11 protein-coding genes and 2 pseudogenes are annotated in these 14,793 nt (G+C 60.4%); 10 read left to right on the top strand and 3 right to left on the bottom strand.

All coding sequences use genetic code 11. From position 1 onward, the window contains the following. The first annotated feature begins 58 nt into the window (after positions 1–58). From ACOJB8_RS05125 to ACOJB8_RS05090, 8 genes and pseudogenes are all read left to right on the top strand, one after another. Positions 59–919 (top strand): LysR family transcriptional regulator, encoded by an 861-nt coding sequence (locus ACOJB8_RS05125; RefSeq protein ID WP_069267257.1) that lies wholly within the window; start codon positions 59–61, stop codon positions 917–919. A gap of 384 nt (positions 920–1,303) precedes the next feature. After that, positions 1,304–2,797 (top strand): ISNCY family transposase, encoded by a 1,494-nt coding sequence (locus ACOJB8_RS05120; protein ID WP_475011302.1) that lies wholly within the window; start codon positions 1,304–1,306, stop codon positions 2,795–2,797. Between the two features lie 207 nt (positions 2,798–3,004). Continuing rightward, positions 3,005–3,703: pseudogene (locus ACOJB8_RS05115) on the top strand (ISNCY family transposase); the annotation flags it as partial. A gap of 219 nt (positions 3,704–3,922) precedes the next feature. Then, complete coding sequence (locus tag ACOJB8_RS05110; RefSeq protein WP_342950014.1) at positions 3,923–5,602, top strand: OmpA family protein; 1,680 nt, start codon at positions 3,923–3,925, stop codon at positions 5,600–5,602. 35 nt (positions 5,603–5,637) lie between these two features. Further along, on the top strand, positions 5,638–7,230 hold the full coding sequence (locus ACOJB8_RS05105) for a hypothetical protein (RefSeq protein ID WP_342950013.1): 1,593 nt from the start codon (positions 5,638–5,640) through the stop codon (positions 7,228–7,230). Between the two features lie 20 nt (positions 7,231–7,250). After that, positions 7,251–8,102 (top strand): hypothetical protein, encoded by an 852-nt coding sequence (locus ACOJB8_RS05100; RefSeq protein ID WP_475011301.1) that lies wholly within the window; start codon positions 7,251–7,253, stop codon positions 8,100–8,102. A 41-nt stretch (positions 8,103–8,143) separates the two neighbouring features. After that, positions 8,144–8,464: a hypothetical protein gene (locus ACOJB8_RS05095; RefSeq protein WP_342950011.1), complete on the top strand. Its 321-nt coding sequence runs from the start codon at positions 8,144–8,146 to the stop codon at positions 8,462–8,464. A 15-nt stretch (positions 8,465–8,479) separates the two neighbouring features. Further along, positions 8,480–8,620 carry a hypothetical protein gene (locus ACOJB8_RS05090; RefSeq protein ID WP_368685036.1) on the top strand — a complete coding sequence of 47 codons (141 nt, stop codon included), beginning with the start codon at positions 8,480–8,482 and terminating at the stop codon, positions 8,618–8,620. 107 nt (positions 8,621–8,727) lie between these two features. On the opposite strand, the gene ACOJB8_RS05085 is transcribed toward ACOJB8_RS05090, so the two are convergent. Next, positions 8,728–10,332, bottom strand: a complete 1,605-nt coding sequence (locus ACOJB8_RS05085; protein ID WP_475011298.1) for an esterase/lipase family protein — start codon at positions 10,330–10,332, stop codon at positions 8,728–8,730. Positions 10,333–11,152: 820 nt separating this feature from the next. Here ACOJB8_RS05085 and ACOJB8_RS05080 point away from each other — a divergent pair. Continuing rightward, on the top strand, positions 11,153–12,547 hold the full coding sequence (locus tag ACOJB8_RS05080) for a matrixin family metalloprotease (protein WP_475011297.1): 1,395 nt from the start codon (positions 11,153–11,155) through the stop codon (positions 12,545–12,547). Between the two features lie 314 nt (positions 12,548–12,861). On the opposite strand, the pseudogene ACOJB8_RS05075 reads toward ACOJB8_RS05080, so the two are convergent. Together ACOJB8_RS05075 and ACOJB8_RS05070 are read right to left on the bottom strand one after the other, a co-directional pair. Continuing rightward, positions 12,862–13,083: pseudogene (locus tag ACOJB8_RS05075) on the bottom strand (Tn3 family transposase); the annotation flags it as partial. Between the two features lie 141 nt (positions 13,084–13,224). Then, a complete protein-coding gene (locus ACOJB8_RS05070) occupies positions 13,225–13,848 on the bottom strand; it encodes a LysE family translocator (protein WP_475011295.1) in 624 nt (207 codons plus the stop codon). 484 nt (positions 13,849–14,332) lie between these two features. On the opposite strand from ACOJB8_RS05070, the gene ACOJB8_RS05065 reads away from it, so the two are divergent. Further along, a complete protein-coding gene (locus tag ACOJB8_RS05065) occupies positions 14,333–14,791 on the top strand; it encodes a hypothetical protein (protein ID WP_475011293.1) in 459 nt (152 codons plus the stop codon). Positions 14,792–14,793: the final 2 nt, after the last annotated feature.

The following is a 14,793-nucleotide window of genomic DNA, read 5'->3' as shown; positions in this document are numbered from 1 at the left end:
CATCGGGAACCCCAGTAGAGACTTTGACTGTCATCGGCATTGCCGATAACCATCCGCCATGCTCAATCCCATCTGGCTCAGGACCTTCGAAGCGGTCGCGCGCTGCCACAGTTTCACAGAAGCGGCGCGCCAGCTCGGCCTCACGCAGTCGAGCGTGAGCGACCACGTACGCCGGCTCGAAGAGTCGATCGGCCGCCGCCTGTTTATCCGCGACACACATTCGCTTGCCATCACGTCCGATGGCGAGGCGATGCTGGCGCATGCCGGCAGCATCCTGCAGGCGATCAACCGCGCCGAATCGCAGTTCCGCGCGCCGCGCCTGCGCGGGCGGGTGCGGCTCGGCTGCTCCGACGACGTTGCGCTCGGCCCGCTGCCCGCCGTGCTGACGGCGTTTCGCAACGCGCATCCCGACGTGGAGCTGGAAATCACCATCGGCATGACGGGCCGGCTTTACGAGCTGCTCGATTCCGGCGCCATCGACCTGATGGTGGGCAAGCGGCGGCTGGGCGACAAACGCGGCACGGTGCTCTTCACCGGACGGCTCGAATGGCTCGCGCGCGCCGGCACGACGATGGATCTCGCGCAGCCGCTGCCGCTCATCCTCGTCGCCGAGCCGAGCGTGACGCGGGCCGTGGTGCTCGACGCGCTTGCGCAGACTGATTTCCGCTGGCAACTGGTATGCACGAGCAGCAGCCATTCGGGCTGCGTGGCGGCGGCGCGCGCCGGCCTCGGCGTCACTGTGCGGCCCCAATACCTCGCCGCGCGCGGACTGGCGCCGCCCGTGAACGTCGCGAGCCTGCCGGCGCTGCCCAACGTCGAATTCATCGTGCTCGCGGCAAAGCGGCTTTCCCGCCCGGCGCAAACGCTGCTGCAGCTCATGCACGACAGCGACTTGCGGGGCTCGTGGATTGGGGAGTGAGCGCGAGGCGGGAGGGGTGGGAATGCGGGGTGGTGCGCGGATCAGGTGCCGCCGGATTCGAACGCGCTTTCCGCACGCAGCACTTCGACGAACGCTTGTTGGACGGCGGTGCCGAGCCAGTCGGTGCGGCGCTGAGTTTCGGCATCATGCGCGCGCTGCTTGTTTATCGGCGCAAGAGCCGGGGGTTGCGAGTTTGATGGGGCGTGGCTGCGTCTGGGTGGAGGTGTCCCACAGCGCATTTTATGTTTTATTTAACATAATATAATTTATCGAATTTTTAATTGTGGGGGCTACGTCCTAATGTCGTGTTCTGGCTATTTACAGATGTCGTGTTTTTGAGCGCTGGCAAGCTGGCAGACTGCTGCAACCGCTGCGGGGCCTGCCATGAAGCCGGACACGACGCTGGTGAGTTTGAGCATGCGCGAACTGGACAGACTGAAGGTTATACAGGCCATCGTTGAGACGGGCCTCAAGCCCGGCCGTGCCGCCGAACGGCTGGGTCTGACAGTACGTCAGATCGAACGGCTGGTGATCCGGTACCGGGAGCACGGGCCGTCTGGCGTGGCCTCGGGCCGGCGCGGTCAGCCAGGTAACCGCAAGCTCGACGAAGGCCTGGCGTTGCGCGCCCTGATGATCATCCGCGAGCGCTACGCCGATTTCGGGCCCACGCTGGCCTGCGAGAAGCTCCGGGAATGCCACGGCATCCAGCTGGCGAAGGAGACGTTGCGCAAACTCATGATGGACGCAGGACTATGGGTTGCGCGCCGGCAGCGGCCGCCGAAGATCTATCAGCCGCGCGCACGGCGTACGTGCCTGGGCGAGCTCATCCAGATCGACGGCAGTGAGCATGCGTGGTTCGAGGACCGGGCGCCGCAATGCACGCTGCTGGTGTACGTGGACGATGCGACGAGCCGGCTGATGGAACTGCACTTCACGCAGACGGAATCGACGTTCAGCTACTTCGAGGCAACGCGCGCGTACATCGAGAGCTATGGCAAGCCGGGCGCGTTCTACAGCGACAAGGCCAGCGTATTCCGCAACACCAGCGCCGAGCGTACCGGACGCAGCGTGACGCCGTTCGGTCGCGCGATGTACGAGCTGAACATCGACACGATCTGCGCCAACAGCAGCTCGGCCAAGGGCCGCGTGGAGCGCGCGCATCTGACGCTGCAGGACCGCCTGGTGAAGGAACTGCGGCTGCGCGGCATCAGTACGCTGGCCGAAGCCAATGCATATGCGCCCTCCTTTATGGCCGCCTACAACGCACGCTTTGCCAAGCCGCCGAAGAGTGAGTTCGATGCGCACCGGCCGCTGCGGGCCGATGAGAGCCTCGATACGGTGCTGACGTGGCGCGAACCGAGGAAGGTCAAGAAGTCGCTGACGGTGCAGTACGACCGTGTGCTGTACCTGCTGGACGATACACCGGAGAACCGCAAGCTGATCGATCGGTATATCGAGGTCTGGGAGTATCCGGACGGACGCATCGAGCTGCGGGCGGATGGCCGCGTGGTCCCGTACCGCGAATACGACAAGCTGACCGAGGTGGATCAGGGCGCAGTGGTTGAGCACAAGCGGCTAAGTCACGTACTTCAGGTCTCGCAGGTGATTCAGGCCCAGCGCGATAACGAACGGATTGGTAAAGCGCCTTCGCGAACGCACCGTGGGGACTCGACCCGAACGGAGCGCAAGCAAGGCCACGCGCGCAGGAAGAAGCAACGCGAATTTACACAGGCCGACATCGAGCAGGTGATCGTCGACCTGGCCGGGCAAAAGCAGCCTTCGCAGGCCCAGCGCAAACCAGGTCATCGATCAGCAGGCGTTAATGGAACAGGGGCGAATGCCCTGCCCGTTCATGATCCGATCTTCGACACTGCGTGAGCTGCAACCCGTGAAAGACAAAACCTGAACCCCGCAAAAGCGGACACTTGAACTTGGCCGGGAAGCGGACATCTGAAAATGGCTTTGACATAATATGTTCGCAAACATCTAGAAACATCATCACAGGTCGACAATGACCTTCAACGCATGCGTGCTGGCCGCCTGCGATCCGGCGCACGCTCAGGCTCAGCCGTTCAGCCGCCTGGCCTGATGAGGGCTGCGGGCCTGTGGATCCCGCGCCGGGAACGTCCGCCGCGGTTGCACCAGCCGCGTAACCGTCGTGCGTGTCTGGGTGAACTCATCCAGATCGACGGCAGCGATCATCGATGGTTCGAGGCGCGCGCTGCGGCCTGTACGCTGCTGGTGTTCATCGATGATGCGACCGGACGGCTGATGACGCTGCACTTCACGCAGACCGAATCGACCTTCCGCTATTTCGAGGCGCTGTCGAAGTATCTGGCCGTGCACGGCAAGCCGGTGGCGTTCTACAGCGACAAGGCCAGCGTCTTTTACGTGAAGCAGCGCTCGCAGACGGCGGGCAAAGGCGTTACGCAGTTCGGGCGGGCCCTGTATGAGCTGAACGCCGAGGCGTTCTGTGCGAACACGAGCCAGGCCAAGGGCCGCGTGGAGCGCGCCAACCTGATGCTGCAGGACCGGCTCGTGAAGGAACTCAGGCTGCGTGGCATCAGCACGTGCGAGGCGGCCAATGCCTGGGCGCCCTCCTTTATCGCCGGCTTCAATCGGCGCCTCGGCAAGCCACCCAGGAGCGACTACAACGCGTACCGGCCGGCGCCTGCCGATGAGGATCTGGAGCAGATCCTTGCCTGGCGGCTCCCGCGGCGCGTGACGAAATCGCTCACGGTGCAGTATGACCGGATGCCATGCAAGGCGCATCACATTCCAGCGCAACCCGTTCCACATGCCTCGAAGTACACGTCGCGGCTGCATTGCGGTCCATCGTTGTTCGACCTGCTCTTCATTCTTTGAACATTATGCGACTAAAGATTACGTCTTATATGCCGTTAATCCGGGCTCGTGTGCAGAGACCTGGTATTCAACCAGGGCTGGCGCTTGCTGGTCGGTCAGGTAGAGAGGCCTGCCCTTCGGATCCATATAAGGACTTGAATGACGATTCGCAGCCCCATCGTGCTGGGTGTGGTTTTGTGTCTTTCGGGTTGTGCCATCAACCCGCAAACCGGACAGCCAGAAGTCGCCCCTTCCGTTAAAACCCAGTTCAACAGCATTTTCAATAGCGAAGACCCCTGCTCGCACAACGACCGGAACATAGGAATTGCCGTCGGCGCAGTAGCAGGCGGCGTTATCGGGTATCTGGCCAATGGCGCAAAGGGTGCAGCCGCAGGTGTGGTACTTGGGGCTGGCGGTGGTTTCCTGGTAGGTCACGCTTTGGACGCGCGCCGCTGCGAGCTGTACAGGATTGCGCAGGCGAACGGTCTGAAACTAGCATCGGCCCCAATCACACAGGGCAAGCCAGGCGCGGCCAATTCCGCCGACAAGCCGGCCACAGTCGGGCTCGATGTCCAGCTTGAGAACAAATCGGACGAGTTTGTAGCAGGCAGCGCTGAATTGACGCCGCAGGCTCGCAAATACCTCGCGCAGATCGCGAACCAGTATTCACCCAAAACGCTGCTGGCAGCGCTGCCAGCTGACGCGACGCCCGAGCAGCGCGCGCAGGCAAGCGCACGGAAGGTCTTGATCGTCGGACATACCGACGAAAGCGATTCGTCGCTCGGCGCGGATCCTGCGGCACTATCCCAGCAACGGGCGAAAGCTGTCGCCAAAGTGTTCGTCGATCAGGGCGTCCCCGTGCAGAACATCTTCTACCAGGGTGCGGGCGATACGTTGCCGATCGCTCCGAATGCGACAGATCAGGGACGCGAGGAAAACCAGCGCGTGCAGATTGTGGACGTCCCGACGGAAGCAGACCTGCAACAGTTCCTGTCTAACCGCACGGCCGACCCCGCCAACTATCGTTTCGCCAGCGCGAGCATAGCCGCCCTGAAAGATGTGCCATCGGGCGAGCGCAAAAACGCGGTCAACGCTACCGCTTCGGATCTCGCCGCAACGGATAAACCGGCGGTCAAACCGCGATCGAAAGCGACATCGGTCACGAAAACAGCCAACGCGGGAAGCGACACGACTGAAGCAGGAACGAATCCGCCTGTCGTATCCGCTGCGACTGCGTTTGCTGCCCGGTCGCACAGCGCTCCGTCAGCAAGCGGATCGGGATCGGACTACAACTTTGGTGGCGCACCTACGGCAGGCGGTGGCATACCGGTGCGGCTCGGCTCAGCACCCGGAAAGTCGTCATTCAGTCTGATCAGTAACGCCAACGCCGGCTCGCCGATGACGCTCAACTCTTGCCTCGGCGACCGCCCTCACAGCGCGTCTGCCGTGCGCAATCTCGCGACTGACCAGGTGCTGAACGTTCGTGAGTATCTGCCCGGATTCTACGGCGCGCCCTGGGCAGCAGGACTTGGCGGCAATCTGGTCGCATTGCTCAACGTCCGCGTGCCGAGCGATGCCGGCAGTCCCGTCCCGGAGCCGGAACTGAAGATCTACAAGGACTATGCCGGCAATGCGAAGCAGAAACCTTCGTACTCGGCACGCGTTCCCGTGAACGTGTACCGCGGCAGCGACGCCACGCTCTACCGCGTCTTCGTGGGCGGACCGATGCAGTGCATGGATCTTGTCGTGCCCGTCAGCAAACCCCGCGCGACGGGCAACGTTTACTACACGAACCGGACGGTGGCATACACCGCATCGGGCGATTTCGCACTTCACTAAAACCAGCCAACAACTAACAATTCCGGGGCTCGAACGTGATAACCGATTTTCTCCAGGCTTTTGTCTCCACCATCGTGTGGTCGCTGCCGCTTCTGATTGCGGCCGTCGTGACGGTCTTTTTCGTGTGGAAGCGCTATACCGACGATCTCTGGTGGGCCGACTTCTGGGTCTGTGTGCCGCTCGTCGGCAAGATGCGTCGCTGGAAGCAGCAAACGCATGGCATTGAAAACGTCGCGACGTGGAGGGACGCTGGCCTGCCGCCCGCAGAAGAATCGCTGTGCTCCACCTATATCGACAAGCTTCCGAAGGTGGATCAGAAGGTGTTCGAGCGTGCAAGCGAATATCTGAAGATCACTCACCAGAACGGCCGCTCGCCGATGTCGGCTGTCATGTTTGGCGCATTGATCCTGTTGACGATCGCAGAAGCGGCGGGTACAGGGATGCTGATTGCGCCCTTCGTCGCGAGCGAAATTACGGGCAACCAGATGGTCTGGATCGGCTATGTGATCGCAACCGTGATGGCAGTCGGTTTGCTTGGACTGACGCACGCAGCGGGCGCGGCAGTGTACAAGCGCTCGGCTATCAAAAAGGCGCTCGGTTCAGTGAATGCGACGGTTGAGGGTTACACGGGTCACAAGATCAGTAGCGGCGACGACCAGCAGATCGACAAGGACGCGTCGCCAAAAGTGCGCTTCGGCAGCCGCGTGCTGGAGGGGGCGCATGATCGCGGCAGCCTCGTTGTGCCGATCGTCGCCATTACGTTGCTGGCAGTCCTGCTGGCCGGCATCACGTGGATGCGGATCAAGGGTCTGCAGATCGAGATGACCAGTCACGTCGCCGATCATGGTCAGCTGGCAGCGGATAGCGGCAGCAATCCCTTCCCTGCAGTGCCAGGCCTCGACGCCTCGACCCCGCTGCCGACTGACGTCGCTGACTCATCGCGCGCCGCGCAGCAGAACGTCGACCACGAACTGAGTAGCGAGATGTTCAGCCAGGGCATCGCTGGCGCGATCGTACTCGCGATCATCTACGTGATCACACAGGCACTCGGTTTCTTCCAGGCGTTCGGGAGCTCGTTTATCGGCGATGGCAAGAATGCGTATCGCCAGACGTACGGCCACACCAGCTTTCAGAGCTACCAGGCAAAACACATCAAGCCTGCCCTCGATCGCGGCAACATGCGATTAACGGAACTTCGCGCACATCTCGGCCGCGAGGTGCCGAAATACCGCGAGAACGTGTCGAAAATCAGTTGCAGAGATTACTATGACCGCAAGGTGCGGGAGGAAGCGCGCCCCGCGGCAGACGTAGACCAGGTTCAGCAATTCGAGGCACCCCGCGTGTCGCCGCCACCTGCGCAGCGAGCACAACAGACCATCACTCCGGAATCCGTCAATGTCGCACAGGCGGCTGAGGCACTCCCGCTCTTCAACGACGTTGCGCGAATTGCGGAACGCATCCTTGACGAGCCCGATCAGGAACGCCGCAAGGTGATTCTCGACATTGCCGCAGAGGGCTCGTCTGAGCGCCGCAGTTCGATTCTCGCCGCCGTTCAGGCTCTCAAGGCACATCGCAAGGCGGCAGCCGAACAGGCACGCCTGGAAGACGACATCCTCGGAGATATCTGATGCGCCGATCGACTCAGGCCTTGCGCTCGCTTGCGTTCGGCGCCAGCTTCGCGTTTTCGGGTGTGCTACCCGCTCACGCCGGTCTTACGAACGACGTCCCCAGTTGCTATGCAGCGAACAAGATCGCTGCGCCACAGGTTCAGTACGACCAGCTCATATACGTGCTGGTCGACCAGACGGTCCAGCTCGATGCCACGTTGCAGAAGTCAGTGCTCGACAATGTCCAGGGGATGCTCAAGCCAGGTACGAAGTTCGTCATCGCTGAGTTTTCTGCGTTCTCGCAGGGCCACTATCTGAACGTCCTCCATACGGGCGTTATCGAACGTCCGATTCCTGCGAGCGAGGAAGGCAACGTCGTCATGAGCCGCCTGCGGGACTTCCACACCTGCATGCAGCAGCAACTGGTATATGGACAGAGGTTGGCGCTCGCAACGACCGCCCAGGTTTTGAAGTCGGGGACATCGACCCTAGACCAGTCGGACATCCTGATGGCACTGAAGAGCGTTTCATCCGCTGTTGCACAAGAGAAGGCCACACATAAGCTGGTCTTCGTTGTGACAGACGGACTGGAAAACTCCAGCGTCACGAGCTTCTATGCGCGTAACGCGGTGCGCCACATCAACCCCGCCGTCGAACTGAAGAAGGCGCAGGACAACAATCTCTTCGGCGACTTCGGTTCGGCACGCATTTACCTTCTCGGTGCGGGCGTCATGCAGCCGGCCGCCAATGGATCGACTGCCGAGCGTAACGGCTACCGGGATCCGAAGACGCTGATGGATCTGAAGCAGTTCTGGAGCGGGTATTTTTCGCGCTCGAACGCACAACTGGTCGAGTTTGGCGCACCAGCGCTCCTTGAGCCACTGTCCTGGTGAGCCACACGCGAATAGAACCAATTGGGGTAAGCGTCCGAATCGTGCAAAATCTGGCGCTTTCTCCGGAAAAGCGCCGACTGTTCAACGAATTGCTAGTTCGTCAGCAGCGCAAGATCCGCGAGCTCGCGCTGCCTTGCTACAAGCGGCTTTGCAGGCTATCACCGCCAGATTTTGCACGATTCGGACGATTACCCCAACACGAGAAGATCGGCAAACTGGCGGAGCTGCTGGCGGAAAACCGCGACCGCTTCTCGTACATGAACTGGGGAGAACAGCGGCACTTCTGGGGCGCGTTCAAGATGGATGCGCCCGGCGACGCGAAAAATACGCGGCGGCTTTTCGGCTTCCTCGTGAACAAGTAAAGTAACGACGCCATTGTGTTCGGCGAGATGTATTCGGCCGAAGGCGGGTTCGCGAGCGGGGCCATCGCCTCGGCCACGAATGGCATGCAGAAACTGATCGTGCGGCACGACGGAACGCTGCCGCAAAACTCACCGTTCCACCAGGACCTGCTGTAGACCGGCGTGGCGCGTAAAAGCGGTGCGCGAAGAGGCGTTGCGGCGCGCCTTCGCGCATTGCGTGCGACGCAGTGGCAACGAGCCGGCGTATGGACCTTTATCGTCGCTCATGCCCAAGGGCTGGCAATGAACTTCAACGCCCCTTTGAACTTGATTCCGGCACCGCCTACGATCGCAATGCGTGCAACGAGCGGAGTGGGTGATCCCGCATTCAGCGGTTGCAGCGTGAGCGGCGTCTTCGTGGACGGCGCGCCCGTGGACGTCTGTTCGCTCTCCCACCAGTAAGACGCGGTCCAGGGCACGTGACTCGTGTCGAGTTCGACGATCACCGCATCCGCGTAAATGCTGCTGCCTTCGAAATGATCCACAGTGGCGTCTCGACCATCGATCTGATAGTCAGGTGTACGTACGGACAGTTGCACGCGGTACGCCACGGTAGGGTTCTGCGGGTCGAGCTTGCCCCAGTCCGCCATGAAGATTGTGGAAAGCGCCTTCTCCAGCGCAGGCGTCTTGCCCCGTTGCGCGCGCACGTCGCTGTGCTCGAGCACGGCTGACGAGTCTTCTTCCGCAACACGGCGCGTGAGGAACCAGCGCTTGTTGCGCAGCGAAATGAGCACGTCGACCGGATACTTCGCTTCGAGCGTGCCAGCGGCATCCGCATCGGCGAGATCACCGGCCGGCATGACGATGTCGTCCACTTCGAGCCATACGTCGACACGATAGTCGCCAAACAGGAAACGCTGGAGGTTCTGATAACCCTCCTCGCTGTTGACAATGCCAAAGTAGCCCGAGTGGCTGCGATACACAAAAGCCTTGGCGCACGGCCTTTCCACCTGAGTGCCATCCGCGGCAACGGTGAACCCTTTCAGATCGGCATTCTGAATGCGAACGAGCCCGTCGCTGCCCTTTCCGACGAACGTGCGCGACAGGCCCATGCCGACCTCGTAGTCGAGGCGGTTCGTGCCGATCAACGTGAAGATATTCGCGGGGTCGAGCGGCGTAGCGGGACAGCGGGCAACGTCGTCGGTCTGGGTTTGCCAGGTCGGAACGAGCCCAAGATACTTGCCCATCACAGGACGGCTGAACGTGTCGATTTGATGGCTCGTGAAGAAGCTCGGCACATTGAATCCGCCGAATTCGATGCCGTTGTGCGGAGTCGCATACGTGAAGAGTTTTTTCACGGTCGTACGAACGTTATTCGGATCGCACTGCGGATTTTGCAGGAAGGTCCGCGCGACGAGCCCGCCCATGGAATGCGCAACGAGAAAGCAGCGGAACTGCTCGGGCGTTGCGTAAGCACCTTCCGTCTTGAGCACCAATGTACGCAAACGGGCGATGAGATCGCTAAGCTTTCTCGCGAAGTCCTGGATCGGTGGTACGACACCGTTGCCGAGAAGCGTCGACGCTGGATCGTAGTAATGGAAGATCACAATCGAGCGGCGCGGCATCGGCTCATCGAACGTCGGGCTTGAAAGATCCATCCCTTCGCTGATCACGTTCACATAGTCATGATTCGCCACGAGCCGCACGACGGGCGACTCGAACACGAAACGCGCTGCGTCCGTGGCGCCGGGACGCGCTCGATAGACAGTCGATCCCGAATTGAAGCCGCAAAATGGGTCTGCCGTGGTTTCGTCGATGTCCGACTTGTTCATCGCGAATCCACGAATGTAGATGATCGGGTGATACGACTCGGCATTGGCTGATGGCATGGGAGGCTCCGTCGGAGTTGGTCTTGCCTTCGATCGTTTGCAGACCAGCATCGGGAAAGAAAGCGACGATTCAAATCGCGCTGGCATCGGCATGCCGGCGGGCTCGATGCGAACAGGCGTTGCAGGTCATGCGCACAAGGGAAGACAGTTCGCGCGTTTCTGCTCTACGCGCTGAGGCAGGCCGTCATGCGACTGCGTATTTACATTTGCCATTCAGTTTTCATTCACTTTATCAATAGGCAAGCAAATTTAAAGGTCGATTTTTTCACCCTTGCGTTCGGTTCCGAACAGATGGATTACGCAAGACGGTAGTGCTGCCTGAGGGCAGACATGGGAACGCCCTGCTCGCGTGGCTTCGCAAACATCCAACATCCCGCTGCACGAATGATTGGGATCTTCCGGGCACGTGACGGTGGCAGCGTGTGGAACAAGACTTGAAATAAGATTGAAATGTTTCTATTGTGGAAATGAAACTATTCTGACGTGAAACCGATGCGTTCCGGGAATTCAATGATATCCAATTAATCAGGATAACGAACGTATTTAAAACGACTGAGAGGCTGAATTGAACCGTCGTGACTTCATACTCGGCAGCGCGGGTTGGTGCGGCTGCTGTGCAGCAGCGTCCGCGCAAGGCGTAACGGGCGCGGGTCGCCAATTTAACACGGCCAGTGGCGTGAGGGAAATTGCTCCAGCGCGGCAGCCGCACATTCAGCGGGATTTATCGGTCCGTAGCGTTGCGCCTCCTTCCGGCCGAGTGCTCTGCGGCTCGACCGATCCGCGCCCGGGTCCTGGTGGCCTCGTCCCCAAAGCATATGGATTGAAGGGCGGCGACTGGGCGAGGAAGTCGGCGTTCAGCTGGTCGTTTTCAGGCAACGTGCCTGGTGTTGGCGGCAGCAACGTGGTGGTCCCGATTCTCAGAAGAGCCTTAGGCACGTGGTCAACGGCCACGCCGCTCTTGAGCTTTGCGCAGGTCACAAACGGGGCCGACATTCGCATCAATGTGGGTCTGCTCGGCCCCAACATCGCGGGCCTTACCACACCCGACGGCAGACAGATCACCATTACCAACGGCTTCGCGTTTGCGCCTACGGCGGCCTCGGGCTCGCCTAGCTTGCTGAATGTCGTCACACATGAGATTGGCCACGCGCTCGGTCTGCTGCACGCCAATACGGGCAATTCCATCATGTTCCCGACGACCTCCGCGCAAGAAACGCTCAGTCGCGACGACTTCGACGGTATTCGGGCGCTGTATGGATGGCTGGGCCAAACGCCGCTCAACTTCACGACCGAACAGGCGCCCGCGCTCTGCGTATGCGGCGACACGCTCGCGATGGTGTGGCGCGGAGGCGGCGACAATCGCAATATCTGGATTGCGACTTCGGACGACGGTTTGCATTGGACTCAGCAGCGTGCATTCACCGATGTCGGCACGATAGGCGGCCCCGCTCTCGCGTGGGATGGCTCGCGCCTCTGGATGGTGTGGCGCGGCACCGGCAATGATCAAGGGCTCTATTTCAAAACGAGCCGCGACTTCTTCGTTCACGACAATCCCGCCCAGGCGCCGCTGTCTTTCGCGGGTTCGTCGCATGGTCCTCGAATCGCGATCGTCCGGGGTGTTCCCACGATGGTGTGGAAAGGCATCAACAACGATCACCAGATTTACTTCTCCGAATTCCGCTCGGGACGCTGGCAGGGTCAGCAGATTATTCCCGGAGTAGGTACGGCGGCCGCGCCCGCTATCTGCCAGGACATCAATGGCGGAATCCGCCTCCTGTGGCGAGGCGTGCCGAATGATCAGGCGCTTTACACGACTGCGGCGCCTCCAGGCAGTTACGCGTGGGCGCCGCAAAGCACGTTGACGTGGTATTTGCTCGGAAATGGCACAACGGTGCCCGTTAGCAGCGGCACTGCGGGTTCGTGGGGCGGTCCGAGTCTCACCGTCGAGACGTCACAGCCGAATTTCACCACTTCCGGCGAGTCCGTTATTCATGCCGCGTGGCGCGGGATAGATGGCGACCAGGGCCTCTATTTTTCCCAACTGGCGCGCGATCAAACAGGCGCCGCCGGCGAGTCGCTCAATTGGTCCAGTCAGGCGAAGATTCCGAACGTGGGCAGCTCGCAACCGCCTTCCATCGTCAGCTTCAAGCGCCAGTTGGTCCTAGCGTGGAAAGGCGTCGAGAACGATACGCGGGTCTACGCAATCTCTACGTGATGTAACGGCCGATATCCCCTCTTCGGCGCGCGCTCAGCCCTGCTTTCGCGGCGCGGACGTGAGCGCGAGCGCCGAGCGCTCGACGGCGTCGGCTATGGTGTGCCTTTGATTTTCGTGCAGGTTTCCGGTTAGACGTACCTAAGCCGGGCGGGGCTCTCCCTTGCGGCCCGTTATAAATTCCTTTTCGAATCAGGCATCTTCTGACTACCCTTTGCGGGGTAGCATGACGATAGGAGCCCGATTGTTCAATCGGTGATGTGCGCCGAAATTGCAGACGCCGCCTGCAATTTCGACTCAATGCTCGGGACTTCAGCTCAGGCCCGAGGACTGGCGGTCGAAACGTGCGGATCACTGTCGAGACTTGGAAGGATTCGGCGCGCGTACCGAGCCACCGGGAAATTGAACGTCCCGCGCAAATTGATTCCTTCCAGGTGGGTCGGCGCGATTCGCCTTAACTGTTCCGATTCCAGTGGCTTGCCCGTGGCAGCCTTAATTTCTTCAAGAACGCGTTGCATGTGCGCCAGATTCCGCGCGAGCGCGTACGTGCCATGACTGGGCTGTCGAAGCCCTTGAATTCGAGCTGAAGCAGCAGGCGGTTCCGTAGACGAAAATGAAAGCGGCCCGGTTGTCGATGACAGGCGGGCCGTGTTGGCTCTGCTCACGTTTCCGTGACCAACTTACAGCTTCTCCGTCGCGAGCTTCGCACCTAACCCGATGAATAAAGCGCCCATTGCCTTCGTCAGCCAGGACGAGATGGTCTTGTTTCGCCGAAGCGCATGTGTCATTCGGGACGCAAGAAATACATAGGCGATACTCGTGCTGATCCCAACGGTGTTGCCGATCACGCCCAGCTCGAAGAGGTGTGTGACCGGTCGAGGATCATGCACGCTCATGAATTGAGGCAGTAGTGCAGTGTAGAACAGAGCGACCTTCGGGTTTAGCACGTCGCTGAGAAATCCCTGCCAGAAGACATGCCGTAGCGTACTCTTCCCACTGCTCTCCTGGAGCGCGAATCCGCCATTGGCGCGCAATGCGCCCCAACCGAGATATACGAGATAAGCCGCGCCGGCGAACTTCACGACAGTAAATGCCGTCGCCGACGCGAGAACCAGGGCAGACAATCCCGTCACCGCTGCCAGCAAATGAATGTAGGCACCAAGGTTGATGCCAAAAGCTGCACATAACCCTGCAGCCCGCCCCTGCGCAATCGTGCGGCCCAACAGAAATATCATATCGGGGCCGGGCACGAGGCAGAGCACAAGACTCGCACCGATAAAAAGCATGTACGTATGCCAACTCATTCTGTAGTCCGCCATTTGAACAAGCTATGAAGATCCGGTCTCTGACAGACAGCGCTATCGCTGTCTTCACGTGCCTCGAAAACTACCATGAAATTCGGCACCGTCGCCGCGCCGTCAAAACTGTAGCTTCGCGAACGGGTACCTCGGAACGTTACTGTTTCCGACCGCCGCGTCATCCAAGGCGCAGCCGCAAGGTATCCGAACGTCTGTCCGGGGGCGCAGGTTGTCGGCCATGCATGTGGTGCACTATGCTTTTTCTATGTGGAACTGTCCGGTCTGTCCACCAACGAGGGTAGCAAACGAGGCGCGCCGTCAGAAGTGACGAAATCGCTGCTCGAAAGCAGACCTCATGCGCGCCCACTTCTCAGTCACAGCGATTCAACTGGCGAATCCGATTCGCCACAAGCGATACACTCGAACAGGGTTTTAGATCGTACTTGCCACAAGCGTTATCCTCGAACAGGTGTCGAGACGGAGACACACGATGAGCCGATTTCTGTGGACGCAGAAACTAGACGTCGCTCCCATGGGCACCCGTGAGGGAGTTGCGATGTCCTTCGATAGCGAACGTTGTCGCACGGTCCTGTTTGGGGGCGTCACATTGGGAACCGGCGCGCTCTGGAAAGACCTTAACGATACGTGGGAATGGGACGGCTCGAACTGGACGCAGATGGCTGATTCGGGACCGGCAGCTCGCGCGTATTCGGCCATGGCGTACGACGCCGCAAGAAAACAGAGCGTCCTCTTCAGTGGAAATCTTGGAACCGTCGACACGTGGGGATGGGACGGACGGAACTGGACACAGTTGGCGGACTCAGGACCCGGCGCGAGCTCAAGCTCACCGATGGTGTATGAGGCTCAACGAAGGCAGATTTTGCTCTATAACGCCAACAGCGGTTCGCCCGAAACCTGGGGTTGGAATGGCGCCGTTTGGACCCAGTAGGC

It is taken from the genome of Paraburkholderia sp. BR10141 (genome assembly GCF_056155635.1).
Note: the sequence above shows the minus strand (reverse complement) of the source record. Positions and strands in the feature narration are given on the sequence as shown.

Bases quoted from the DNA above. Each gene is read 5' to 3' on its own strand.
- ACOJB8_RS05125 (WP_069267257.1), top strand. From the start codon at position 59: ATGCTCAATCCCATCTGGCTCAGGACCTTCGAAGCGGTCGCGCGCTGC.
- ACOJB8_RS05120 (WP_475011302.1), top strand. From the start codon at position 1,304: ATGAAGCCGGACACGACGCTGGTGAGTTTGAGCATGCGCGAACTGGAC.
- ACOJB8_RS05110 (WP_342950014.1), top strand. From the start codon at position 3,923: ATGACGATTCGCAGCCCCATCGTGCTGGGTGTGGTTTTGTGTCTTTCG.
- ACOJB8_RS05085 (WP_475011298.1), bottom strand. From the start codon at position 10,332: ATGCCATCAGCCAATGCCGAGTCGTATCACCCGATCATCTACATTCGT.
- ACOJB8_RS05070 (WP_475011295.1), bottom strand. From the start codon at position 13,848: ATGAGTTGGCATACGTACATGCTTTTTATCGGTGCGAGTCTTGTGCTC.
- ACOJB8_RS05065 (WP_475011293.1), top strand. From the start codon at position 14,333: ATGAGCCGATTTCTGTGGACGCAGAAACTAGACGTCGCTCCCATGGGC.